The sequence below is a fragment of the Pseudomonas vanderleydeniana genome (genome assembly GCF_014268755.2).
GTDB classification, from domain to species: Bacteria; Pseudomonadota; Gammaproteobacteria; order Pseudomonadales; family Pseudomonadaceae; genus Aquipseudomonas; species Aquipseudomonas vanderleydeniana.
Genome location: NZ_CP077093.1, coordinates 5,574,567 through 5,598,128, shown reverse-complemented (window position 1 = coordinate 5,598,128; position 23,562 = coordinate 5,574,567). Strand labels below are relative to the sequence as shown.

General features: G+C 63.8%; 26 protein-coding genes. 15 read left to right on the top strand and 11 right to left on the bottom strand.

Annotation, left to right across the window (positions count from 1 at the left end; translation table 11 throughout):
* Together HU752_RS25085 and HU752_RS25080 are read left to right on the top strand one after the other, a co-directional pair.
* On the top strand, nucleotides 1-765 hold the full coding sequence (locus HU752_RS25085; RefSeq protein WP_186682316.1) for a CHAD domain-containing protein: 765 nt from the start codon (nucleotides 1-3) through the stop codon (nucleotides 763-765).
* 136 nt (nucleotides 766-901) lie between these two features.
* Nucleotides 902-1,699 carry an acyl-CoA thioesterase gene (locus HU752_RS25080; protein WP_186682318.1) on the top strand — a complete coding sequence of 266 codons (798 nt, stop codon included), beginning with the start codon at nucleotides 902-904 and terminating at the stop codon, nucleotides 1,697-1,699.
* A 188-nt stretch (nucleotides 1,700-1,887) separates the two neighbouring features.
* On the opposite strand, the gene HU752_RS25075 is transcribed toward HU752_RS25080, so the two are convergent.
* The 3 genes from HU752_RS25075 to HU752_RS25065 form a co-directional block, all read right to left on the bottom strand.
* On the bottom strand, nucleotides 1,888-2,121 hold the full coding sequence (locus tag HU752_RS25075; RefSeq protein ID WP_186682320.1) for a terminase: 234 nt from the start codon (nucleotides 2,119-2,121) through the stop codon (nucleotides 1,888-1,890).
* An 84-nt stretch (nucleotides 2,122-2,205) separates the two neighbouring features.
* Complete coding sequence (locus HU752_RS25070; RefSeq protein WP_186682322.1) at nucleotides 2,206-3,684, bottom strand: methyl-accepting chemotaxis protein; 1,479 nt, start codon at nucleotides 3,682-3,684, stop codon at nucleotides 2,206-2,208.
* 86 nt (nucleotides 3,685-3,770) lie between these two features.
* On the bottom strand, nucleotides 3,771-4,577 hold the full coding sequence (locus tag HU752_RS25065) for a TatD family hydrolase (RefSeq protein WP_186682324.1): 807 nt from the start codon (nucleotides 4,575-4,577) through the stop codon (nucleotides 3,771-3,773).
* Between the two features lie 237 nt (nucleotides 4,578-4,814).
* On the opposite strand from HU752_RS25065, the gene HU752_RS25060 reads away from it, so the two are divergent.
* The 3 genes from HU752_RS25060 (at nucleotide 4,815) to HU752_RS25050 (ending at nucleotide 7,354) form a co-directional block, all read left to right on the top strand.
* Nucleotides 4,815-6,248: an MltF family protein gene (locus HU752_RS25060; protein WP_186682326.1), complete on the top strand. Its 1,434-nt coding sequence runs from the start codon at nucleotides 4,815-4,817 to the stop codon at nucleotides 6,246-6,248.
* A gap of 103 nt (nucleotides 6,249-6,351) precedes the next feature.
* Nucleotides 6,352-6,786, top strand: a complete 435-nt coding sequence (locus HU752_RS25055; RefSeq protein WP_186682328.1) for a DoxX family protein — start codon at nucleotides 6,352-6,354, stop codon at nucleotides 6,784-6,786.
* 259 nt (nucleotides 6,787-7,045) lie between these two features.
* A complete protein-coding gene (locus tag HU752_RS25050; protein WP_186682330.1) occupies nucleotides 7,046-7,354 on the top strand; it encodes a class I SAM-dependent methyltransferase in 309 nt (102 codons plus the stop codon).
* 32 nt (nucleotides 7,355-7,386) lie between these two features.
* Here the strand turns inward: HU752_RS25050 and greB are convergent, their stop codons facing one another.
* The 3 genes from greB to HU752_RS25035 are packed head-to-tail and all read right to left on the bottom strand — an operon-like array spanning nucleotide 7,387 to nucleotide 11,106.
* Nucleotides 7,387-7,884 (bottom strand): transcription elongation factor GreB, encoded by a 498-nt coding sequence (gene greB / locus HU752_RS25045; protein WP_186682332.1) that lies wholly within the window; start codon nucleotides 7,882-7,884, stop codon nucleotides 7,387-7,389.
* Nucleotides 7,885-7,918: 34 nt separating this feature from the next.
* Nucleotides 7,919-10,423 carry an ABC transporter permease gene (locus HU752_RS25040; protein WP_186682334.1) on the bottom strand — a complete coding sequence of 835 codons (2,505 nt, stop codon included), beginning with the start codon at nucleotides 10,421-10,423 and terminating at the stop codon, nucleotides 7,919-7,921.
* Complete coding sequence (locus tag HU752_RS25035; RefSeq protein WP_186682336.1) at nucleotides 10,423-11,106, bottom strand: ABC transporter ATP-binding protein; 684 nt, start codon at nucleotides 11,104-11,106, stop codon at nucleotides 10,423-10,425. The genes HU752_RS25040 and HU752_RS25035 overlap by 1 nt, the downstream gene beginning before the upstream one ends.
* A 10-nt stretch (nucleotides 11,107-11,116) precedes the next feature.
* Here HU752_RS25035 and HU752_RS25030 point away from each other — a divergent pair, with 10 nt between their 5' ends.
* The 3 genes from HU752_RS25030 to HU752_RS25020 all read left to right on the top strand — a co-directional run bounded on the left by HU752_RS25030 (nucleotide 11,117) and on the right by HU752_RS25020 (nucleotide 13,149).
* On the top strand, nucleotides 11,117-11,722 hold the full coding sequence (locus tag HU752_RS25030) for an arylesterase (protein WP_186682338.1): 606 nt from the start codon (nucleotides 11,117-11,119) through the stop codon (nucleotides 11,720-11,722).
* 56 nt (nucleotides 11,723-11,778) lie between these two features.
* Nucleotides 11,779-12,072 (top strand): hypothetical protein, encoded by a 294-nt coding sequence (locus tag HU752_RS25025; RefSeq protein ID WP_054060742.1) that lies wholly within the window; start codon nucleotides 11,779-11,781, stop codon nucleotides 12,070-12,072.
* Nucleotides 12,073-12,180: 108 nt separating this feature from the next.
* Nucleotides 12,181-13,149, top strand: a complete 969-nt coding sequence (locus HU752_RS25020; protein ID WP_186682340.1) for a L,D-transpeptidase family protein — start codon at nucleotides 12,181-12,183, stop codon at nucleotides 13,147-13,149.
* A gap of 126 nt (nucleotides 13,150-13,275) precedes the next feature.
* On the opposite strand, the gene oprI is transcribed toward HU752_RS25020, so the two are convergent.
* The gene (gene oprI, locus HU752_RS25015; RefSeq protein ID WP_011335311.1) at nucleotides 13,276-13,527 is read right to left on the bottom strand and encodes an outer membrane lipoprotei OprI; all 252 of its coding nucleotides are present in this window, start codon (nucleotides 13,525-13,527) and stop codon (nucleotides 13,276-13,278) included.
* A gap of 641 nt (nucleotides 13,528-14,168) precedes the next feature.
* On the opposite strand from oprI, the gene HU752_RS25010 reads away from it, so the two are divergent.
* Nucleotides 14,169-14,450 carry a GNAT family N-acetyltransferase gene (locus HU752_RS25010; RefSeq protein WP_010448985.1) on the top strand — a complete coding sequence of 94 codons (282 nt, stop codon included), beginning with the start codon at nucleotides 14,169-14,171 and terminating at the stop codon, nucleotides 14,448-14,450.
* Between the two features lie 69 nt (nucleotides 14,451-14,519).
* On the opposite strand, the gene HU752_RS25005 is transcribed toward HU752_RS25010, so the two are convergent.
* Nucleotides 14,520-15,596: a 3-deoxy-7-phosphoheptulonate synthase gene (locus HU752_RS25005; protein ID WP_017901874.1), complete on the bottom strand. Its 1,077-nt coding sequence runs from the start codon at nucleotides 15,594-15,596 to the stop codon at nucleotides 14,520-14,522.
* Nucleotides 15,597-15,722: 126 nt separating this feature from the next.
* Nucleotides 15,723-16,169: a PilZ domain-containing protein gene (locus HU752_RS25000; protein WP_186682342.1), complete on the bottom strand. Its 447-nt coding sequence runs from the start codon at nucleotides 16,167-16,169 to the stop codon at nucleotides 15,723-15,725.
* Here HU752_RS25000 and HU752_RS24995 point away from each other — a divergent pair.
* The 6 genes from HU752_RS24995 to cysB all read left to right on the top strand — a co-directional run bounded on the left by HU752_RS24995 (nucleotide 16,168) and on the right by cysB (nucleotide 21,078).
* On the top strand, nucleotides 16,168-16,554 hold the full coding sequence (locus tag HU752_RS24995) for a thioredoxin family protein (RefSeq protein WP_186682344.1): 387 nt from the start codon (nucleotides 16,168-16,170) through the stop codon (nucleotides 16,552-16,554). The genes HU752_RS25000 and HU752_RS24995 overlap by 2 nt on opposite strands.
* Nucleotides 16,551-17,525 carry a putative 2-dehydropantoate 2-reductase gene (locus HU752_RS24990; RefSeq protein ID WP_186682346.1) on the top strand — a complete coding sequence of 325 codons (975 nt, stop codon included), beginning with the start codon at nucleotides 16,551-16,553 and terminating at the stop codon, nucleotides 17,523-17,525. The genes HU752_RS24995 and HU752_RS24990 overlap by 4 nt, the downstream gene beginning before the upstream one ends.
* Nucleotides 17,522-18,481: a putative 2-dehydropantoate 2-reductase gene (locus tag HU752_RS24985; protein WP_186682349.1), complete on the top strand. Its 960-nt coding sequence runs from the start codon at nucleotides 17,522-17,524 to the stop codon at nucleotides 18,479-18,481. Before HU752_RS24990 ends, HU752_RS24985 begins: the two co-directional genes overlap by 4 nt.
* Nucleotides 18,482-18,499: 18 nt before the next feature.
* Entirely contained in the window at nucleotides 18,500-19,411 is a 912-nt protein-coding gene (locus HU752_RS24980; protein WP_186682351.1) for a 5'-nucleotidase, read from the top strand.
* Between the two features lie 81 nt (nucleotides 19,412-19,492).
* The gene (locus HU752_RS24975) at nucleotides 19,493-19,993 is read left to right on the top strand and encodes a universal stress protein (RefSeq protein ID WP_186682353.1); all 501 of its coding nucleotides are present in this window, start codon (nucleotides 19,493-19,495) and stop codon (nucleotides 19,991-19,993) included.
* Between the two features lie 110 nt (nucleotides 19,994-20,103).
* Entirely contained in the window at nucleotides 20,104-21,078 is a 975-nt protein-coding gene (gene cysB / locus HU752_RS24970; RefSeq protein ID WP_186682362.1) for an HTH-type transcriptional regulator CysB, read from the top strand.
* A 150-nt stretch (nucleotides 21,079-21,228) separates the two neighbouring features.
* Here cysB and HU752_RS24965 read toward each other — a convergent pair whose 3' ends face one another.
* Both HU752_RS24965 and pabB read right to left on the bottom strand, forming a co-directional pair.
* Nucleotides 21,229-21,963, bottom strand: coding sequence for a phosphoadenylyl-sulfate reductase (locus tag HU752_RS24965; RefSeq protein ID WP_186682364.1), 735 nt, complete (start codon nucleotides 21,961-21,963; stop codon nucleotides 21,229-21,231).
* 79 nt (nucleotides 21,964-22,042) lie between these two features.
* Nucleotides 22,043-23,386: an aminodeoxychorismate synthase component I gene (gene pabB, locus HU752_RS24960; RefSeq protein ID WP_186682366.1), complete on the bottom strand. Its 1,344-nt coding sequence runs from the start codon at nucleotides 23,384-23,386 to the stop codon at nucleotides 22,043-22,045.
* Between the last annotated feature and the right edge of the window lie 176 nt (nucleotides 23,387-23,562).

Below are 23,562 nucleotides of genomic sequence, written 5' to 3'. Positions count from 1 at the left end.
ATGTCGGTCCTGGTTGATCGTTTGGTGGTTCAGGTGCTGAACCTGGAAGTACGCTTGCTGGCCTGTCATGCGCGGATCGATGCGCTGACCGATGACGAGGGCCTGCATGACCTGCGCATTGCCGTGCGCCGGCTACGCAGCCTGTTGCGACCCTTGCGCGGACTGCCGGGTGTCGAGCAACTGGAGCTGGCGGCAGCCGAAGTAGGCCGGCTGACCACGCCGATTCGCGATCGCGAGGTTCTGGCGGCCTATCTGCATCGCCAGGGGCACCATGGCGCGGCGACACGGCGTACCGCGCAACTGGCCGAGGACTACTGGAAAGTCGCACGCAGTACCGAGCTCAAGCACCTGCTCGATGTGCTCGATGCCTTTCCGCGCTTCCTGCGCGCGGCTGAACACCAGGGCCTGCTCAAGGGCTTGCAGAAACGCATTGAGAAGCGCCTGGCCAGGCAATGGCAGGCATTGGACGAGGCCTTGCATGCACCGGGGCATGATCGCCATCGCCTGCGCCTGCTGATCAAGCGGGTGCGCTACGCCGCTGAAGCCTACCCCGAGCTGGATCGATTGCCGCCCCCGGCGTTGCCGAGGCTCAAGGCGGCCCAGGAGGCCCTGGGCGACTGGCATGACTGCTGGCAGTGGTTGCTCCAGGCCGAAACCCAGGCGGACCTGCAACCTTGCGTCAATGGTTGGCGCCGCACCATGGCCGATGCCGAAGGCAAGTCGGACCGGATGCTGGAGAAACTGAGCAACCGCTGTTTTTCCTGAAGCGACGACCTGTATGACAGGTCATTTGGCCGGAATAGGCCCTTTACCTCCCCATAAGGCTGGTTAAGATTCACTTCCATCATGCAAGTTTCCAATTTGCAGGGATATCAGGGAATTCTTGTCAGCCGAGGTGTGCATGCGCTTTTCCGATCTGCTCGAAGGGGTCCGTCGTGATCCCCAGGCTCTTGTCATCCCGGCCGAGTGGGGCCAGGGGCGTGCTTCCTTTGGCGGCCTGGTGGTCGCACTCCAGTACGAGGCCATGCGCGCCCGTGTGCCGGCCGAGCGCCCGGTGCGTTCGTTGGCGGTGACTTTCGTCGGTCCGGTCGAGCCGCTGGTGCCGGTCAGTTTCGAGGTCGAGGTGCTGCGCGAGGGCAAGGCGGTCAGTCAGGTGCTCGGGCGGGCGGTGCAGAACGGCCAGGTGGTGACTCTGGTGCAGGGCAGCTTCGGCGCGTCGCGCGAGTCGGTGGTTGCGGTGGCCGCCGAGCCGGCGCCGGAAATGAAGCACTGGGACAAGTGCCAGGAGTTGCCGTACTTCAAGGGCGTGACGCCGGAGTTCATGCAGCACGTGGCAATGCGCTGGGCGGTCGGTGGCTTTCCGTTCACCGGCAACACTTCGCGGGAGATGGGCGGCTGGGTGCGCCTGCGCGGCGACGTCGAGCAGGAGCCCCTGAACGAGGCGCATCTGCTGGCCCTGGTGGATGCCTGGCCGCCGGCGCTGCTGCCGCACCTGAAAAAGATGGCGGCGGGCAGCACCCTGACCTGGACCATCGAGTTCGTGCAGCCGCTGCTGGCACTCGACACCCTGGACTGGTGCAAGTACCTGGCGGTGATCGAGCATGCCCGCGATGGCTACGGCCATGTGGCGGCGGCGCTGTGGAGCCCGGACGATCGCCTGATCGCCCTGAGCCGGCAGACCGTCACGGTGTTTGGCTGACTGGCGCTGTGTGTGGGGGCCGGGGTACTTCTTCCGGGATCGGAGGCATTGCTGTGGGAGCCGGATTTATCCGCGAAGAAGGTAACACGTCTCTTCTGGAAGACCTCGTTATCGTTCTTCGCGGATAAATCCGGCTCCCACAGGATAGTGTGCTCCTACAGGGGCGTTGTGCTTTCGGAGTCCGGTTACTAGGCTTCGAGCGTCTGCCGCTTGCGCTGCACTGCACTGGCCGCGACCAGGCCGATCACGCCGATGGCGACGTTGGTCAGGTCCTGGGTGAAGACCCCGCTGGCCAGCAGCAGGAACGCCAGGGCAAACAGGATCACCGAGAGCAGTTGCAGGCCTTCGCGTGTGCCGTCGCTCGAAGCTTGTGGCGCAACGCGCCATTGCCAGGCGGGAAAGTTGGGATGACGTTTGCCCATGATCGTGTTCCTTGGTTCGTGTATTCGATGAACCTAGGATAGGGCGGGCAAACGTCGGCGACGAATCAACTCTTGCTATCGCGGCTATAGCTTGAGCTGGCCAATGGCTTTGTTCAGTTCACCGGCCAGGGTTGCCAGTTCATTGCTGGTGCTGGCCGAGTCGACGGTCTGTTGGACGGTGTTCTCGGTGACATCGCGGATGCTCACCACCGCCCGGTTCATTTCCTCGGCGACCTGGCTCTGCTGCTCGGCGGCTACGGCGATCTGGGTGTTGCTCTCGCGCATCTGCGCCACCGCACCGGTGATCTCGGCCAGGGCGGCTCCGGCTTCCTGGGCCTGCTGGACGCAGTCGTCGGCCTTGAACGAGCTTTCCTGCATGAAGTCCACGGCATCGCGGGTGCCGGACTGCAGGGCCGAGACCATGGTGGTGATTTCATCGGTGGAGGTCTGCACGCGCTTGGCCAGGTTGCGTACCTCGTCGGCGACCACCGCGAAGCCGCGCCCCATTTCCCCGGCCCGGGCCGCCTCGATCGCGGCGTTGAGGGCGAGCAGGTTGGTCTGCTCGGCGATGCTGTGGATCACGTTGACCACGCCATTGATCTTCTGGCTGTCCTCGGCCAGGCGCTGGATCATCTCGGCGGTCTGCTGCACGCCGTTGGACAGGCCGGCGATCGATTGCTGGACGCGGCTGACCACCTCCTTGCCGCTGCCGGCCAGGGTGTCGGCGGTCTTCGACAGGTCGCGGGTGGCACCGGCGTGCTGGGCGATGTGGTAGACCGTCGCGGTCATTTCGTTGATGGCAGTGGCGGCCTGATCGGTTTCGCTCTGTTGGCCGAGCATGCCGTGCTGGACGTCGTTCATGCTCGACGCCAGGCGCGCCGCACCGACATCCAGCTGTGCGGCGGTACGGGCGACGGTGCCGACCACGCGCTGGTAGCCGGCCTGCATGGCGTTGAAGGCACTGGCCATCTGGCCGACCTCATCCTTGCACGCCAGGGGTACCCGGGCGGACAGGTCGCCGGTCTTTTCCACGTGCAGCATCACGTCCTTGAGGGTGTTGAGCTGGCTGAGCAGGAAGCGGATCAGCAACTGCGAGGCGCAGAGCATCGCCAGCATCAGGATGAACACGGCCACGGCGTAGTGGGTGAAACGGTCGCTGAATACCTGGGCCAGGCTCGGCGCATAGGCGAGCACGGCGACTCGCTGGTCGCCATGGCTGAGCACTTCGGCGCCGTGCAGCGGGTTGTCGCCGAACAGCGGCATGTAGTCGTAGGCGACCCAACCCTGGGCGTCGCCCAGGCGTGGCAGCATCTGGCCATTGAGGCTGGGTGTCTGGCCGTTCTGGAACACCAGCAACTGGTCATTCTGCGGCAGGGGCTGGCCGGCGGGCCAGCTGGACAGCAGCCGTGCCTCGGCCTGTGCGGCGGCGCGCGCGCTGTCGGTGCGGGCCTGCTGTTCAAGCTGTACCGCGTACAGCACCAACAGCAGGGTGGTGACGAAGGCCACTGCGTTGACGGCCCAGAATTTGTACTTCAGCGAGATGTTGCTAAGCCAGGCACCCATGGAAGGTCTTCTCTGATTGAGCGGAAACAGTATTGGCAAGGTGCCATCATTGTGTCCCGCGCAAGGTGAAGACGTGTTGACATGGGTCAAGCAATCGATGGCAGGCCGAAGAATGCCCGCGCGCAGGCAGTGCTGTGGGCGGCCAGCTCGGTTTCGCTTTCACCGCGATGCAGGGCCACTTCGCGCAGGACTTCGGTGAGGAAGGCGGGCTCGTTGCGTCCGTTCTTCGGCTTGGGCCGCAGGCTGCGCGGTAGCAGGTAGGGCGCATCGCTTTCCAGCATCAGGCGACCCCGGGGGATTTCCCGCACCAGCGGATGCAGGTGGGTGCCGCGGCGCTCGTCGCAGATCCAGCCGGTGATGCCGATGTGCAGGTCCAGGTCCAGGTAGCTGAACAGCGCCCGCTGCTCGCCGGTGAAGCAATGCACCACGGCAGCGGGCAGCTGGTCGCGGTAGTCACGCAGGATTTCCAGCAGGCGCGGGTTGGCGTCGCGTTCGTGGAGGAACACCGGCATCTGCAGTTCGACCGCCAGGGCCAGGTGCTCCTCGAGGACTTTCTCCTGCTGTGGGCGTGGAGAAAAGTCGCGGTTGAAATCCAACCCGCATTCACCGACCGCACGAACGTTCGTCTCCTTGAGCAGGCTTTTCAGACGAGCGGCACTGTCGGCGTTCCAGTCACTGGCGGAGTGGGGGTGGACACCGGCCGTGGCGAACAGTTGGCGACCGCTCTCATCCAGCGTCCGGCATAGCTCCAGGGCCTGTTCGCTGCCTTCGATACTGGTGCCGGTCAGCACCAGTTGGCAGACCCCGGCGGCCTGTGCGCGGTCGAGTATTTCCCGGTGTTTTCCGGAAAAAGCCGAGTTGGTCAGGTTGACGCCGATATCGATGAGTTGCATGGTTCGTCCTCAGGCCACAGGCCGGAAAGCATACCAGAGCTGTAGATTTATAATAAAAACCAAGAACTACAACGAGTTATGACTGTCTTTTAAGGCCGCAAGCAAGCAGCGACAGCTTTTTCGTCCGCTGCCGTAGTCGTCTTGCGCACCCTGTATGCGTTCAAGAGACGCGCGGTTTCTATCGACCCGTAGCACGTCAGGTGACTTGCGCGGGACAGTATTCTTTCCGGAGAACGGATGAAGCGACCCTCGCTGTTGCTCCTGCTGTGCCTGTTCCTGCTGCCGCTGCCGGCGGTTGCGCGGCTGGCCGGGCCATTGGAAATCGGCCATCCGGGCAAGGTCCGCGACCTGGCGGACATCCGCAGCAGTCGTGTCCTGCGGGTACTGGTCAACCAGAGTCGCAACAGCTCGGGAGAAATCCAGGGTGAGGCCATCGGTGTCGAGTACCACCGCCTGCGGGCCTTCGAGCAGTACCTGAACGGGCATGCCCGGGACAATCAGGAGATCACCCTCAAGCTCATTCCCAAGGCCAAGGACCAGTTGCTCGGCGCCCTGCAGCGCGGCGAAGGCGACCTGGTCGCACCGGGCGAACTGCTGGATGCGCAACCCGGGCATGCGGTCAGCGCCAGTGAGCCGATCGGCAATCCGGTGCCGCTGCTGTTGGTGGGCCTCAAGGGCGAAAAGCGGGTTACCCGCGTCGAGCAGCTTTCCGGGCGGACACTGACCCTGACCACCGGCAGTGCCGCCGCCGATGCGCTGAACCAGATCAACCAGAAACTGGCCCTGCACAAGCTGCCACCGGTGAAGGTCGAGTGGGTTGACCCGAGCCTGGCAGTCGAAGATGTGCTGGAAATGGTCCAGGGCGGGATCTTTCACCTGACCATCGTCGAGCAGCCGATTGCCGAGCGCTGGGCCAGGATCATGCCCAAGCTGCGTTTCGACCGGCAGGTGCTGGTCGGCGAGCCGGGGCAGATGCATTGGTTCGTGCGCCGCGATGCCTCGATGCTGCTGGCCAGCATCGATCGTTTCTTCAAGACCTACAAGTCACCGTCCGATCAGGACGTGGCGTTCCTGCGCATCTATCGGCGCCTGTACCAGGTGCATTATCCGCTGGCCCGCGATGACCGGCAGAAGCTGGACAAGCTGCGGCCGGTGCTGCAGCGGCATGCCCAGGCCCAGGGTCTTGACTGGCTGAACCTGGCCGCGCTGGCGTTCAAGGAGTCGGCACTGGACCCGGCAGCCCGGGGTGCGAGCGGGGCCACCGGGCTACTGCAGATCACCCCCTCGGCGGCGCAACGGGTCGGCGTGGGCAATATCCAGAATGTCGATAACAACGTGCAGGCCGGGGCCAAGTACCTGGCGATGATCCGCCGCAAGTTCTTCGCCAGCCCCAAGCTCAACGAGCGTGAGCGCATGGCCTTCGTCCTGGCGGCCTACAACATGGGGCCCGAGCGGGTCCAGGGCATGCGCGCCGAGGCGCGGCGGCGTGGATTGAACCCCAACCAGTGGTTCTTCCAGGTCGAGCGGGTGGCGATGGAGCAGGTGGGAATGGCGCCGGTCAACTATGTTAATAGTGTGAACAAGTACTACCTGGCGTTCGATCGGGAGCGCGGTTCCCTGGAAAGGGATTCTCTGGAACACAACGGAAGGAAGATTGCCTCACGGAAATGATCGAATAGTTCGATTGTTATGTCAGGTTTTTTGCGCTTTTTTCATTTTAAAAGCTGATTAATATGGCGCCCATCAACTCGACATTTGAATTAAGGATTCAACCATGAGCACTCTGACCCAACGCGTTCTGAACACCCGTGCCGGCTACGGCCTGACTGCCCTGCGGATTCTGGTGGGGATCATCTTCGCCGCCCACGGCGCGCAAAAACTCTTCGGCCTGTTCGGTGGCTACGGCCTGGCAGGCACCGCCCAATGGATGGAAAGCATCGGTCTGGCACCCGGCCACCTGATGGCGCTGCTGGCGGGTGGCACGGAGTTCTTCGGTGGCCTGGCACTGATCGTCGGCCTGCTGGCACGTCCTGCGGCGTTGGGCCTGACCTTCACCCTGGTGGTGGCAATCCTCTCGGTGCACATCCACAACGGCCTGTTCATGAGCAACAACGGCTACGAGTTCGCCCTGGCCCTGTTGGGCGGCACTCTCGCGGTGCTGATCGAAGGTGCGGGCAAGGCCTCGATCGATGGCATCATCAAGCGCTGATCATCCAGGAAGATTACCAAAGGCCCGCACCCGCGGGCCTTTTTCATTGGGACACTGCGCAGGGCGCGATTCTTGACAGCCCCCCCCGGGCTTCTCTAGGATGCCGCGTATGCGCCGATTTAAACAGCTACTTGCGGGGCGCCAGGGGAGTCGACTGCACTCCGCCAGAGGTCTGGTCCAGACTTCGAAATACCGCTAAAGCGCTGGTTCGGTGTTGCCTCACACCTGCCCGGCAGATCGTTGAGGCGGAGACCACACGTTGAACAATCCACGCCCAGTTGTACGTCTTGTGCCTATCACGGCCCACCTTCCCGAACGCAATCCGAAAATTCTCCTGTGTGGCAAGAACCAGCCGACGCTGCTGCGTTGCCTGGACGGCTGGCCGCGTCGCAAGGGGCGTGCCTCGGCCTTCCTGATCCAGTTTGCCGAAGACGGTGATTCGCTGGAGCGCTTTGCCGATGACAGTTTCGACATGGCGGTGATCCAGTCGCCGAGTGCGGAGCAGGCCGAGGCGGTGATCCGCCAGTTGACGCGCGTGGCGCGACAGGGGCTGATTACCCGGCGCTGAGCCTGTCGGTATTCAAGTGAGTCCTTCGCGGCTCAGGGATAGTCGATGGCGGTGATGTACACCAACTGCTCGCCAGTCGGTGTCATGACCTTCACCTCGGCATCCAGCGCCTTGCCGATCAGGGCGCGGGCCAGGGGCGAGTCGATGCTGATCAGGTTCAGCTTCAGGTCCAGCTCGTCGGGGCCGACGATGCGGTAGCGCGACTCCTTGCCCTCCTCGTTCTCGATGGTCACCCAGGCACCGAAGTAGACCTTGTTCGGATCGCTCGGGCGTTCGCCGACCACCTTGAGGTTTTCCAGGCGCTTGGTCAGGAAGCGCACGCGACTGTCGATCTCGCGCAGCATCTTCTTGCCGTAGGTGTACTCGGCATTTTCCGAACGATCGCCCTGGGCGGCCGCCTCGCTGACCGACTGGGTGACCTGTGGCCGACGTACGTGCCACAACTCGTGCAGTTCGGCGCGCATGCGCGCTTCGCCCTCGGGGGTGATCAGGGCGGTGCCGGCGGTACGGGGAGGGCGGTAACGGCTCATTGTCATTCCATTCGTGAAACAGCGCGCGAGTCTATCAGCCCTCGCGCAGCACTGTCAGTGGGCTGGCATTCAGCGCCCGGCGGGTGCCGAAGACACCTGCGCCGCCGATCATCAGGGCACCGAGCAACGGCAGTAGCAACAGCCATGGATGCGGGTGCCAGGGCAGGTCGAAGGCGAACCGATACAGCACCAGGCTCACCAGCTCGGCACCCAGCGCAGCCAACAGGCCACTGGCGGCGCCAAGCAGACCGAACTCGATACGCCGCGCCTTGACCAGCAGGCGCCGCTCCGCGCCCAGTGCCCGCAACAGCGCGCCCTGGCGAATGCGTTCGTCGAGGGTCGCCTGCAGGCCGGAGAACAGCACCGCCATGCCCGCCGCGAGGACGAACAGCAGAACGTATTCCACCGCGATGGTGACCTGCGCGAGGATGCTGCGCAACTGTGCGAGCAGGGCCTCGACCTGCAGGATGGTCGCCGCCGGGAAGGCCCGGGACAGCTCGACGATATCCTTGTCGTGACCGGGTGCCAGGTAGAAGCTGGTCAGGTAGGTCGCCGGCAGGTCCTGCAGGGTACCGGGCTGGAAAATCATGAAGAAGTTCGGCTGGAAGTTGTCCCAGTTGATGCTGCGCAAGCTGCTGACCCGGGCTTCGCGCTGGCTGCCGCCGACGCTGAACACCAGGTGGTCACCGAGCTTGATCTTCAGGCTGGCGGCGACCTTGGCCTCCACCGACACCTCGGGAATGCCGCCATCGGGCTGCTGTGACCACCAGCTGCCAGCCGTCAGGGCGTTGCCCGCCGGCAGGTCGGCGGCCCAGGTCAGGCTGAGGTCGCGCTGGATCGCCCGGTCGCCGGCGGAGTCCTTGCTGACGATTTCCTGCACCGGCTCGCCGTTGATGCTGACCAGGCGCCCCGGCACCACCGGGTAGATCGGCGCCGACTGGGCCGAAAGCCTGTTCAGGTGGTCACGGAAGCCGTCCTTGTCCGCTGGCAGGATGTTCAGGGCGAAGTAGTTCGGGGCGTTCTTCGGCAACTGGTTCTGCCAGGTGTCGAGCAGTTCGCCGCGCAGCAGTGCGATCAATGCCATGGACAGCAGGATCAGCCCGAATGCCAGGGACTGGCCCGCAGCGGCCAGCGGGTGGCGCAGCAGTTGGCCGAGGCCCAGGCGCCAGGGTAGCGAGGCCTTGGCCAGCAGGCGGCGCAGGCTCTGCAAGCCGAGCAGCATCAGGCCGCCGAGCAGCAGGGCGGCAATCACGCCGCCGCCGAGCAGGGCGAAGGTCAGCACCAGGTCCAGGCTCAGGCGCCACATGATCAACCCCAGGGCCAGCAACGCGGTGCCATAGACCACCCAGGTGCTGGCGGGAATCGGCAGCAGGTCGCGGCGCAATACCCGCAACGGTGGGACCCGGCCCAGCGCCGCCAGCGGTGGCAGGGCAAAACCGGCCAGCGCCACCAGCCCGGTGCCGATGCCGGCCAGCGCCGGGGTCAGGCCACCGGGGGGAACATCGGCCGGCAACAGGTCGTGCAGCAACTGGAACAGTCCCAGTTGGGCCAGCCAACCCAGCAGTGCGCCGCTGATGCTGGCGAGCAGGCCGAGGATCGCCAATTGCAGGCTGAACAGGGTCATGGCTTCCCGTCGCGACAGCCCGAGACAGCGCAACAGCGCGCTGGCGTCGAAACGGCGGGCGGCGAAGCGGCTGGCGCTGAGGGCCACGGCCACGCCGGACAGCAGTACCGCGACCAGGCTCGCCATGTTCAGGTAGCGTTCGGCCTTGCCCAGCGCGCCGCCAATCTGCTGGTTGCCGTCGCGGGCATCGAGCAGCCGCTGGTTGGCCGCCAGTCCCGGCTTGAGCAGGTCGCGGTAGGTCAGCAGGGCGCTGGCCGGGCCGCGCCACAGCTCGCGGAAGTTGACCCGGCTGCCGGGCTGTACCACGCCGGTGGCCTCCAGGTCCGCCAGGTTGATCAGTACCCGGGGCGTCAGGCTGTAGAAATTGGCGGCCCGATCCGGCTCGTAGGTGAGCACCCGGGCGATGCGCACGGTCTTCATGCCAACGTCGATGCTGTCGCCGATCTTCAGGTCCAGTGCGGTCATCAACCGTGCTTCGACCCAGGCCTCGCCAGGCGCCGGCCCGCCGCCAGCGGTTTCTGCCCCGAAGGGCTGTGCCGCGCTCTTGAGTTCACCGCGCAGCGGGTAGTGCTCGTCCGCGGCCTTGATGCTCGACAGCTGGATGCCGTTGTCGGTGGCGATGACGCTGGAGAACTCGACGACCTGGGCATGCTCCAGGCCCAGCTCGCGACCGATCTGGAGCTGTTCCGGGCGGGCTTTCGAGGTGCCCTCGAGCACCAGGTCGGCGGCGAGGAATTCGGTGGCGCGCAACATCATCGCGCCGTTCAGGCGAGCACCGAAGTAACCGATGGCGGTACTGGCCGCCACGGCGACCAGCAGGGCGAAGAACAGTACCCGCAGTTCCCCGGCGCGGGCATCGCGCTGGAGCTGGCGGGTGGCGAGACTGAACAGGCGCAACAGCGGCAGGCGTGCCATCAAGGCTCCAGGGGCGCGACCAGCTGGCCGGCGTCAAGACGGATCAGGCGCCGGCAGCGATGCGCCAGGCGTTCGTCGTGGGTCACCAGCACCAGCGTGGTGCCGCGCTCCTTGTTCAGCTCGAAGAGCAGGTCGCTGATGCGTTCGCCGGTGTGGCTGTCGAGGTTGCCGGTGGGTTCGTCGGCGAACAGCACGTCCGGCTCGGCGGCAAAGGCCCGGGCGATCGCCACCCGCTGCTGCTCGCCACCGGACAGCTGGCGTGGCGAGTGGGTCAGCCGCTTGCCCAGGCCAACTCGTTCGAGCAGGCCGCGGGCGCGTTCGCGGGCGTCGCTGCGGCCATCGAGTTCCAGTGGCAGCATGACGTTTTCCAGGGCGTTGAGGCTGTCGAGCAGTTGGAAGCTCTGGAACACGAAGCCGACATGCTCGGCACGGATGCGCGCGCGCTGGTCTTCGTCGAGGTTGCTCAGCGCACGTCCGGCCAGGGTCACCTCGCCGCCGCTGGGCAGGTCGAGGCCGGCCAGCAGGCCGAGCAGGGTGGATTTGCCGGAGCCGGAGGCGCCGACGATGGCCAGGCTGTCGCCCTTGTTCAGGTGCAGGGAGAGAGGGTGCAGGATGGTCAGTTCGCCTTCCGCGCTGGGAACCACTTTGCTAAGGTTCTGCGCGGTGAGAATGCTTTCGCCCATGGAGAATCCGATGCGAGTTTGGTTTTTGAGTGCCGGCCTGGCCCTGATGTGCATGGCTCAGAATGCGGCGGCGGGCACGGTCCTGATCGTTGGAGATAGTATCAGCGCGGCTTTCGGCCTGGATACCCGTGTCGGCTGGGTCGCCTTGTTGGAAAAGCGGCTCAGGGACGAGGGTTTCAAGGACAAGGTGGTCAACGCTTCCATCAGCGGTGACACCAGTGCAGGTGGCCAGGCGCGGCTACCGGCGCTGCTTGCGCAGCACAAGCCGGAGCTGGTGATCATCGAGTTGGGGGGCAACGATGGCCTGCGTGGGCAGTTGCCTACGCAATTGAAACAAAATCTTGCATCGATGATCGACAACGCCCGGGCCAGTGGGGCCAAGGTGCTGTTGCTCGGCATGCAGTTGCCGCCCAACTATGGCGCTCGCTACACCAAGGCTTTTGCCGAGGTGTATCCGGCCCTGGCCCAGGAGAAAAACGTCGCGCTGGTGCCGTTTTTTCTCGAAGGCGTGGGCGGCCACCCGGACCTGATGCAGGCCGATGGGATTCACCCGGGGCCCGCTGGTCAGGACAAGTTGCTCAATAACGTCTGGCCGACCCTGAAACCGCTGCTTTGAGCTTTTTTACCGGCGGTTTTTCGGCTAAGGTGGCGCCCCCCTGTCAGGAGCCCCCGATGCAGCGTCCCGCCTGGTCCCTATTTGCCTACCAACTGATCGAGCCCGACGAGCAGCTGGATCTGTTCGCCTGCCAGGAAGTGCGGGTGCATCTGGTCACGCGTCAGTTGGAACTGGGTGGCTCCGCCGATCGCACGCTGTGCGGCAGCCTGCTGCCGGCACAACCGCGCTGGTCGGGAGTGGACAAGTCGATTTTTCGCGACCAGCGTCTGTGCCCGTTCTGCCGAGCGATTCTCGAGTCCCAGAAGCGTGGCACGCCACCGATCTGGCCGGAATTGCGTTTCGAACTGTAAAACCTGCCTGTCTGCCAGCTGAAGCGCCGCCAATGTCCTGCCGGGTGGCCGGCAGCAGGTGTACAATCGCGTTTTATTTCTCCGTTGATCATGCGAAGGATTTCCCGGATGTTGTCGCGCTTTCCTGCCGTCACCCGTTGCCTGTCCATTGCCGCCCTGTGTGCGGCAGGTCCCGTTTCTGCACTGGAATTGCCGCTGCCACCGCCGGGCGAGGATATCGTCGGCCAGGTCCAGGTGATCAAGGCCAAGTACGAAGATACCTTTGCCGATCTCGGTACCACCTACGACCTGGGCTACTCGGAGATGGTCGCGGCCAACCCGGGTGTCGACGCCTGGTTGCCGGGTGCGGGTACCGATGTCGTCCTGCCGACCCGCTTCATCCTGCCGCCGGGGCCGCGCGAAGGCATCGTGATCAACCTGGCCGAGTATCGCCTGTACTATTTCCCCAAGGGCCGCAACGTGGTCTACACCTTCCCGTTGGGTATCGGACGTGAAGGCTGGGGCTCGCCGATCGCGCACACCACCATCACCGCCAAGACGCCGAACCCGACCTGGACGCCGCCGGCCTCGATCAAGGCCGAGCACGCCGCCAACGGCGACCCGCTGCCCAATGTGGTGCCGGCCGGTCCGGACAACCCGCTGGGGCCGTTCAAGTTCACCCTGGGCACGCCGGGCTACCTGATCCATGGTTCGAACATGAAGTTCGGTATCGGTACCCGGACCAGTCATGGCTGCTTCCGCATGTTCAACAACAATGTGCTGGAAATGGCCAGCATGGTGCCGGTCGGTACCTCGGTGCGGATCATCAACGAGGCCTACAAGTTCGGTATCAGTGGCGGCAAGGTCTACCTGGAGGCGCACACGCCGCTGGACGACAACGGCAACCCGTCGGTGGTCGACAAGCACACCGCGGTGATCAACGCCCTGCTCAAGCGTGACGACCTGGCGAAGAACCTGCGGGTGAACTGGGACGAGGTGCGTGACGTGGTGGCGGCCGAAGATGGCCTGCCGACCGAAATCGCCGTGCCGGGTACGGCGCCGGTGGTATCGAGCGCACCGATCGACCTGCAGCAGTAAGCGCTTCGAACGACCCGCCTGGGGCCTTGCGCGCCAGGCGGGTTTTTCATGCCTGGCCGCCAGGCGACAGGCATAAAAAAAGCCGACCCAAGAATGGATCGGCTTGATAACAGCCCCGAGGGACTATTACTTGCGGCTGGCTTTTTCCAGCATGCGCAGAGCGCGCTCGTTAGCTTCGTCAGCAGTCTGTTGTGCTTTTTGAGCAGCAGCCAGAGCTTCATCAGCTTTGCGGTAGGCTTCGTCAGCACGAGCCTGAGCACGAGCAGCTGCGTCTTCAGTAGCAGTCAGACGAGCTTCGGTTTCTTTCGATGCACTGCTGCAACCGGTAGCCAGAACAGCGGCCAGGGCCAGAGCCGAGAATTTCAGAACGTTGTTCATCGTGTTCCCCTTCAAGGACTTTCTATTAATGACCATAACCCCAGAGTGAGGAAATAGCCGGCATACATACTACCCATTACTTGTAGTAAGTAAACTGACGTAACGCAAGAAGCAAAAAAAATTCTTGGCACAGAATGTTTTTCAGCTAACTTTTCATGAAGCTGTATAAAAAATATGCAGCTGCAACACCCGTTCCGAGCGCTTTTTGGAATCTTGAACCGGTCTGTATGTCAATGGTGGCAATTGTCCGGCTCGTATCCAGGAATCGTTCTAATTGTCACGGGTGACTCTTGCTCTCTACCGCTTGCCGAGCGGCGAGTGTCTTTTGCTAGTTGAAAAGTGACTTTAACCACAGCCGTGCGTCATACAACATGACATTCCGGCAATTTTCAGCCTGCATTCAGGTTTTCGTCCGCAGGGGCGTGTTTGCCCGCGCTATGATCCGAACGGTGCCAGGCAACGTGACGAGCGTATCTTGAGCATTTGCGCCAAGGGTGCCTACTATTTGATACGTGCTCGTGTTTTCAGGGAGCGGTCGGCTTTTCTCGTTGTCCAAACAGGCACGGGGTGGCGTAGAGGTTCCTTCGCCGGAAAAACATCGGTAAGGTAGGGTCGAATACCAAGACCCGCGAGGAGTAGTGATGAGCGAGGCGTTGTCCATCCACCATGACCAGGCTGGTCATCAGTTCGAGACCAATGTGGACGGTCATCGTGCCTACCTGACCTATATGGACCTGGGTAAGCAGACCCTGGATATCTACCGCACCTTCGTGCCCAACGCGTTGCGTGGCCGAGGCATTGCGGCGGCGCTGACCGAACAGGCACTGGAGTACGCCGAACGGATGGGGTACACGGTCATCCCTTCCTGCTCCTATGTGGAGCGCTACATGGAGCGGCACCAGCGGCACGCTGCCAAGACCTGATCCAATCGAACAGACATGAAAACGCCGGGCATTGCCCGGCGTTTTCGTTTGTGCGCAATCGTTTCGCGATCAGCCACGGCCACGCTTGGGCAGCACGTCCTTGAGCTTGGCGTGCATGCTGCGCAGGGTTTTCTCGGTGCTGTCCCAGTCGATGCAGGCGTCGGTAATCGAGACACCGTACTGCAGGTCGGCGAGGTCTTTCGGAATTGCCTGGCAGCCCCAGTTCAGGTGGCTCTCGACCATCAGGCCGATGATCGACTGGTTGCCTTCGAGGATCTGGTTGGCGACGTTCTCCATCACCAGCGGTTGCAGGGCCGGGTCCTTGTTGGAGTTGGCGTGGCTGCAATCGACCATGATGTTGTTCTGGATCCCGGCCTTGGTCAGCGCCTGCTCGCAGAGCGCAACGCTCACCGAGTCATAGTTGGGCTTGCCGTTGCCGCCGCGCAGTACCACGTGACCGTAGGCGTTGCCCTTGGTGGTGACGATCGACACGCCGCCTTCCTGGTTGATCCCGAGGAAGCGGTGCGGCTTGGAGACCGACTGCAGGGCGTTGATCGCCACGGTCAGGCCGCCGTCGGTGCCATTCTTGAAACCGACTGCCGAGGACAGGCCGGAAGCCATTTCGCGGTGGGTCTGGGATTCGGTGGTGCGGGCACCGATGGCCGACCAGCTGATCAGGTCCTGCAGGTACTGCGGCGAGATCGGGTCCAGCGCTTCGGTCGCGGTCGGCAGGCCCATTTCGGCCAGGTCCAGCAGCAATTGGCGGCCGATGTGCAGGCCGTCCTGGATCTTGAACGAGTCATCCAGGTATGGATCGTTGATCAGGCCCTTCCAGCCGACCGTGGTCCGCGGCTTCTCGAAGTACACGCGCATCACCAGGTACAGGCTGTCGGAGACTTCGGCAGCAAGCACCTTGAGACGTTCGGCATATTCGTGGGCCGCCTTGATGTCGTGGATCGAGCAGGGCCCGATGACGACGAACAGGCGATGGTCCTTGCCATCGAGAATATTGCGAATCACTTCGCGGCCCCGGGTCACGGTGCGCAGGGCAGCCTCGCTCAGGGGAATGTCACGCTTGAGCTGATCAGGCGTGATCAGCGTCTCGTTGGAGGCGACGTTAAGGTCGTTGATCGGTAAATCAGCCATCGTGTTACTCGTCAGGTCACGGGTGCCGGTCGCCAGCCCCGCGCGGCGGAGCACAGCGATATGAGCGTGTCGGGGAGCCGAACCTTAGCGCGTTAGGCCGTGGCCGGGCAATGGGCAAAGGCCGGATTAATCCAGCAACGTGCGGGTAAAGGGCTGCCCGAGGCTGGCGTGGGAAAAATCGCTGGCATTTTGCAGCACCCATTCGCGGGCGATGGCCTCGATGCTTTGCGGCCCGGCATCCAGTTGCTGGCGGGCGCGCTGGTAGCGTTCTATCTGGCAGATCTGCTCGCCCATGCGGGCGCCGAACAGGGTCTGCTCGTCGACGAAGGCGATGCCGACCAGAAATACATGCTTGCGTTTCAGGCACCAGGCCACGTAGCCGGAGTAACATGCGCTTTCGCCCAGGCTCGGAATGCGCATTTCCAGCGCCGAACCATGTCGCCAGGCGCGTGGCGAGTGGCAGGCGATGCCACCGAGGCTGAGGCTGTGCAGCCTGTGCCTGGAAATGCAAGAGTGCTCGAGCAAGGTCAGTTTCACTGGAACGTCTACGGGATGAGGTAGAAAACGCACCATGACAAACGACTCCGTGTGCCGGTCACCGGAAAAACCTTTCCCCAGTATAGTGAAGGGGGTCGAGTTGTCCGATTTCGATGCGGATCGCCAGTTGCTCGACCTGCCGGGTGTTTCGTTGCTGATCTTCACCAGTCCCGGTTGCGCTTCCTGCCGTTTTGCCCGGCAGGCGTTGCCGGCACTGGGCTTGCCGGTCGATCGCCTGTGCTGGATCGACGCCGGTGACAATGGCGGGCTGGTCCAGCGCTACGAGGTTTTCCACCTGCCCGCCCTGTTCGTGGTGCGCGACGGCGAGTTTCAGGGCGCCCTGCGTTCCACGCTGGCCCGGCGCGAGTTGACCGAGGCCCTGCAGCAGGCGCTGGAGCGGGTGCCCGAGGAGTTGCCATGAACGAGACGGTGGTGTCCCCGCGCATCGGTATCATCGGAACGGGGGCCATTGGCGGTTTCTACGGGGTCATGCTGGCGCGGGCCGGGTTCGACGTGCACTTTCTGCTGCGCAGCGATTTCCAGCAGGTGACCGATCATGGCCTGGTGCTGGACAGCCTGATCCATGGCCGGCTGCACCTGCATCCGGTCCAGGGCTACGCCGCCGCGCAGGACCTGCCGGTCTGCGACTACCTGCTGATCTGCACCAAGGCGCTGGATGACCCGCAACTGCTGGCCTCGGTGGTCGGCATTGCCGCCCCGGGCGCGAGCCTGCTGCTGATGCAGAATGGCCTGCGGGTCGAGGAGCGATTGCGCCGGACACTGCCCGATGAGCTGCACCTGCTGGGCGGCCTGTGCCTGAGTTGCGTGCATCGCCAGTCGCCCGGGGTGGTGGCCCACCAGGCCATGGGCGGAGTGAACATCGCCTATCACAGTGGGCCGGCGCAGGGGCTGGAGCAGCAGCGGGCAGTGGTCGAGTCGGCGGCCCGGCTGTTCCGCCAGGCAGGGTTGGAGTCGAACGCCATCGGCGATCTGCAGCAGGCCCGCTGGCAGAAACTGGTGTTGAATATCGCGACCAACGGTTTGTCGGTCCTGCTCGATTGCGGCACCGAACGCATGCTGGCCGATGCCGACAGTTGTGCCCTGGTGCGTGCCTTGATGGAGGAGGTGGGCCAGGCGGCCGGCGCCTGCGGTTATCCGTTGCCGCCAGGTTTCATCGAACAGCTGATGTACATGGCGGCCCGGGTCCCGGATTATTACCCCAGCATGTATCACGATTATCGGCACCGACGGCCGATGGAACTGGAGGCGATCTATGAACGCCCCCTGGCCATGGCGCGACGGGCCGGCTGCGAAATGCCCAGGACGCAGACACTGCTCCAGGCCCTGCGGTTTCTCGAGTCACGACAGCTTTGCGCGAAGGAGCAACCATGACAGTTTCAGCGACCAGGCCGCGTGTCGGCATCATCGGCACCGGTGCGATCGGCGGGTTCTACGGGGTGATGCTGGCGCGGGCCGGTTTCGACGTGCATTTCCTGCTGCGCAGCGAATTTTCCGCGGTGGCCGAAAACGGGCTGCGGATCGACAGCGCCGTCCACGGTCCGTTGCACCTGGAGCCGGTCCAGGCCTACGCCTCGGCCGAGGACCTGCCGCCTTGCGACTGGCTGCTGGTGGGCGCCAAGGCCACCGCCAACGCCGAGTTGGCACCGTTGATCACCCAGGTCGCGGCGCCCGGCGCCAAGGTCCTGCTGTTGCAGAATGGCCTGGGGGTCGAGGAACAGTTGCGGCCGCTGCTGCCTGACTCGCTGCACCTGCTCGGCGGGTTGTGTTTCATCTGCGTGCATCGCACCGGCCCCGGAGCGGTGGTGCACCAGGCACTGGGTTCGGTGAACATCGGTTACCACAGTGGCCCGCTGGCCGATGACCCGGGCGCCCGCCAGGCGCTGGTCGAGGAGGGCGCCGGCCTGTTCCGCCAGGCCGGCATCGAATCCCAGGCCATGGCCAACCTGGAGCAGGCGCGCTGGCAGAAGCTGGTGTGGAACGTGCCCTACAACGGCCTGTCGGTGCTGCTGCGGGCCAGTACCACGCCACTGATGTGCGATGCCAGCAGTCGCGAGCTGGTCCAGGCGCTGATGGCGGAAGTGGTCCAGGGCGCTCAGGCCTGTGGCTACGTGTTGCCAGCCGGGTACGCCGAGCATCTGTTCAAGGTCACGGAGAAGATGCCGGACTACTGGCCGAGCATGTACCACGACTTCAGCCACAAGCGGGCGCTCGAACTGGAGGCGATCTACGCCCGTCCCCTGGCCGCCGCTCTCGAGGCCGGTTGCGAATTGCCGAAGATCCGCGCCCTGTACCAGGCCCTGGATTTCATCGACGCGCACAATCGCTGATATGATTGGGAGAACATCATGGCAAACAGCCTTGGCGGTAAGCTGGTGCTGGCGATTTCCTCGCGGGCGTTGTTCGACCTGAGTGAAAGCCACCAGGTCTACCTGACCCAGGGGGTCGAGGCCTATCGCAAGTACCAGATCGAGCACGAGGAGGAGATCCTCGAGCCGGGAGAGGCCTTTCCCCTGGTGCAGAAACTCTTGAGTCTCAACACCAGCCTGGGCCGCTCACGGGTCGAGGTGGTGCTGGTGTCGCGCAACAGTGCCGACACCGGCCTGCGGGTGTTCAACTCGATCCAGCATTACGGCCTGGATATCTCCCGTGCGGCGTTCGCTGGCGGGCGTACTCCCTATCCCTACCTGTCGGCGTTCGGCTGTCACCTGTTTCTCTCGACTCACGCCGACGATGTGCGCAGCGCCCTCGATGCCGGTTTTGCCGCCGCGACGATCCTGGCCGGCGGCGCGCGCCGTGCGACCAGCGCCGAGTTGCGGATCGCCTTCGACGGCGATGCGGTGCTGTTTTCCGATGAGTCGGAGCGCATCTACCAGCTCGGCGGGTTGGAGGCCTTCCAGGCCAACGAGCGCCAGTCGGCCCGCGAGCCGTTGCCGGGTGGCCCGTTCAAGGGGTTCCTGGCGGCGCTCAACCTGCTGCAGCGCGAGTTCGCCGACGAGGCCTGTCCGATCCGCACGGCGCTGGTCACCGCCCGTTCCGCGCCGTCTCACGAACGGGTGATCCGCACCCTGCGCGAATGGGATATCCGCCTGGACGAGTCGCTGTTTCTGGGTGGCCTGGACAAGTCGGCATTCCTCGAGGCGTTTGCCGCCGACGTGTTTTTCGACGACCAGAGCGGACATTGCGAGAGAGCCCGCGAAGTGGTCGCCACCGGTCACGTTCCCCATGGCATCAGCAACGAACCCCAGGCGACGGATTAGCCCGACCAGCAGGGCGCCGAACTGTTCGGCGCGCTGCTAAGCTCAATCCATCTCCGCCATCCTGGCAATCGAGGAGGCCCCATGATCCGTTCGATGCTGTATGCCACCGACCTTGGCCTGTATGCGCCTTACGTCATGCAGCATGCACTGGGGCTGGCTCGAACGTTCAAGGCCGACCTGCATGTGGTGCACGCGGTCGAGCCCATGGGGCTGTTTGCGGAGTCGGTGTTGCAGAGCTACCTGGACGAGCAGGCATTGAACGAATTGCACAGCCAGGGTCTTAACACCGTGATGGCCAATATCGAGCAGCGGGTATTGGACAGTTTTCGCGAGGAGTTGGGGGAAGGGCAGCAGGACCTGGCGATGATCCAGTCGGTCCAGGTGATCCAGGGCGATCCGTCACAGGTGATTCTCGCCCACGCGCAACGGCTGGCCGTCGATCTGTTGATTGTCGGGAGTCACAGCCATGGTACCGGTGCGGAGGCACACTTGGGGCGTACCGCCGCACGGGTCCTGCAGTTGTCGCGCGTACCGGTGTACCTCGTGCCCTTGTTGCAACGTCGCCGGCACGGCGACAGCTGAAGCGAAATTCAGCGAATTGATAAAAAGTTCTAGATTTATTATTCGTACCTTTCATATAGTTATATATCGCCGCTGCTGCCTGTGGCGTCTACCTGCTTTGAGGGATACATATGAAGCTTCAACAACTGCGCTACATCTGGGAGGTGGCGCACCACGACCTCAACGTTTCCGCGACGGCGCAAAGCCTCTACACCTCACAGCCGGGTATCAGCAAGCAGATCCGTCTGCTCGAAGACGAGCTGGGCGTCGAAGTCTTTGCACGCAGTGGCAAGCACCTGACTCGTGTCACACCGGCCGGTGAGCGCATCATCAACACCGCTGGCGAGATCCTGCGCAAGGTCGAGAGCATCAAGCAGATCGCCCAGGAATTCTCCAACGAAAAGAAAGGCACCCTGTCGATCGCCACCACCCATACCCAGGCGCGTTATGCCCTGCCACCGGTGATCAGCAGCTTCATCAAACAGTACCCGGACGTGGCGTTGCACATGCACCAGGGCTCGCCGATGCAGATCGCCGAAATGGCCGCCGACGGTACCGTCGACTTCGCCATCGCCACCGAGGCGCTGGAGCTGTTCGGTGACCTGGTGATGATGCCGTGCTACCGCTGGAACCGTTGCGTGGTGGTACCGCAGGGGCACCCCCTGACCAAGTTGCCGAAGTTGACCCTGGAAACGCTGGCCGAGTACCCGATCGTCACCTACGTCTTCGGCTTCACTGGACGTTCCAAGCTGGACGAAGCCTTCAGCCATCGTGGCCTGACGCCGAAGGTGGTGTTCACCGCCGCTGACGCCGACGTGATCAAGACCTACGTCCGCCTGGGTCTGGGGGTGGGGATCGTGGCGAAGATGGCGGTCGATCCGGTGCTCGACAAGGACCTGGTGGTGCTCGATGCCAGCGAACTGTTCGAGTCCAGCATCACCAAGATCGGCTTCCGTCGCGGCACCTTCCTGCGTGGTTTCATGTGCGACTTCATCGAGAAGTTCGCGCCGCACCTGACCCGCGAAGTGATGGCCAAGGCCATCCAGTGCCACAACAAGCAGGAGCTGGAAGAGCTGTTTGACGGTGTCGAACTGCCGGTCCACTGATTCCGGTCGCCATGTGAGCGGACGCGGAGCGTCCTTGGCGGCATTCCCACGCGGAGCGTGGGAACGATCAGCAAGTATTCGGAGCCGGTACCGATCGTTCCCACGCTCTGCGTGGGAACGCCGCCCGTGAAGCTCCGCGTCACACCGGGATCAGCCCTTGCTGATCAGGTTGCCGGCGTGCAGGCCGCACTCTTTCTGCGTGGCTTCCTCCCACCACCAGCGGCCTTCGCGCTCGTGCTGGTTCGGCAGGACCGGACGGGTGCAGGGCTCGCAGCCGATGCTGATGAAGCCGCGTTCGTGCAGGCTGTTGTAGGGCAGTTCCAGCATGCGGATGTAGCCCCAGACTTCTTCGCTGGTCATCTGCGCCAGCGGATTGAACTTGTACAGGGTACGTTCCGGGGTCGAGAAGGCGCTGTCGATTTCCAGTACGGCCACCTGGCTGCGGGTGCCAGGGCTCTGGTCGCGACGCTGGCCGGTGGCCCAGGCGGTCACGCCGGACAGCTTGCGCCGCAACGGCTCGATCTTGCGCACGCCGCAGCATTCGCCATGGCCGTCCTTGTAGAAACTGAACAGGCCCTTTTCCTTGACGAACGGCTCGAGCCGGGTGTGATCCGGGGAGACCAGCTCGATGTCGATCTTGTAGAACTCGCGAACCTGGTCGATGAAGCGGTAGGTCTCCGGGTGCAGGCGACCGGTGTCGAGGCTGAACACCTTGACGTTCTTGTTCAGCTTCCAGGCCATGTCCACCAGGACCACGTCCTCGGCACCGCTGAAAGATATCCACAGGTCGTCGCCAAACTGGGAGAAGGCCAGCTTGAGGATGTCCTGCGGTGATTTTGTGGCGTATGTCGCAGCGAGTTCGGCGACGTCGAACGGTTGACTCATCAGGCGGTTCCTACAGTCGTTGGCGCTTTGCGCTCATATAGGCGGCAATAGTAACAAAATCTTGCTGGTGCGAGCCGGTTCAGAGTGCCTGCAAGGTATCGAGCAGCACCTTCACCTTGGTAATCGACTCCTGGTATTCGGCCTGCCACTCGGAGTCGGCGACGATGCCGCCACCGCCCCAGCAACTGACCTGGCCATCCTTGACCAGCAGGCTGCGGATGGCGATCGAGCTGTCCATCTCGCCGCGTACGTCCAGGTAAAGCAGCGAACCGCAGTACAGGGCACGGCGTGTCGGTTCGAGTTCGTCGATGATCTGCATGGCGCGGATCTTCGGGGCGCCGGTGATCGAACCACCGGGGAAGCTGCCGGCGATCAGGTCCAGGGCGTCGCGACCGGCGGCCAGTTCTCCGGTCACGCTGCTGACCAGATGGTGCACGTTCGGGTAGCTCTCCAGGCTGAACAGCTCCGGTACCCGCACGCTGCCGATCTTGCAGGTCCGGCCGAGGTCGTTGCGCAGCAGGTCGACGATCATCAGGTTTTCCGCGCGGTCCTTGGTACTGCCCCGCAACTGGGCAGCGTTGGCCGCATCTTCGGCAGCGTCCCGGCCCCTTGGCCGGGTGCCCTTGATCGGCCGGGTTTCCACCTGGCCGTTGCTGACCCGGACGAAGCGTTCCGGCGACAGGCTCAGTACCGCGCCATTGTCCGGCAGGCTCTGGAAGCCGGAGAACGGTGTCGGGCAGGCGGCACGCAAGGCCAGGTAGGCGACCCATGGGTCCCCCTGGCAGCTCGCACGAAAACGCTGGGCGAAGTTGACCTGATAGCAGTCACCCGCCTGGATGTACTGTTGGATGCGCTCGAAGGCCTGGCGGTACGACTCGGCGTCCAGGTCGGCGGCCATCGGCGTGTCGAGTTGGAAACTGCCGGTTTCAGTGGCTGGCTCCTGGCTGAACAGTTGGACCAGGCGCTCACGTTCGGCCTGCTCGACCGTCGGATGGAATACCAGTTGGCTGGTAGCCTGCTGGTGGTCGCTGACCAGCGCCCAGGCGTACAGGCCGAAGCGCGCATCGGGTAGCTGCAGATCGTCCCGGGCCTGGCTGGGCAGGGCTTCCAGATGGCGACCGAAATCGTAGCTCAGGTAACCGATCAGGCCGCCGGCGAATGGCAGTTCGACCGCTGCGGGCAATTCGGCCCGGCCCAGGCGCGCCAGGGTGCCACGCAGGCGCACGAGGAAATCTTCGCCCGCCTCGTTCGGCAGGACGGTCAGTTGCTCCAGTGGCCAGGCGCTGAGCAGATCGTAGCGCCCACGTTCAGCCACCGGCCGACCGCTGTCGAGCAGCACCGCGCCGGGGGCGTGACGAATGGCCGCGAAATAGGCAGCGGGATCGGGGCGGTAGGGCAGCGGGTGTACGGAGCAGGTCGACATGCGGGGTGGATCAGCCTTGGGCGCAGGGGAGGGCGATTGTAGTCTCCTGTAGGAAATGCTCCTAGAGGGGTGTCGGTACTGGCTATATTCATGGCCTGGAGTTCAGGCAGACACCGCAAACCGTGGGAGCCGGATTTATCCGCGAAGAACGATAACACGGTAATCCTGTACCGCCG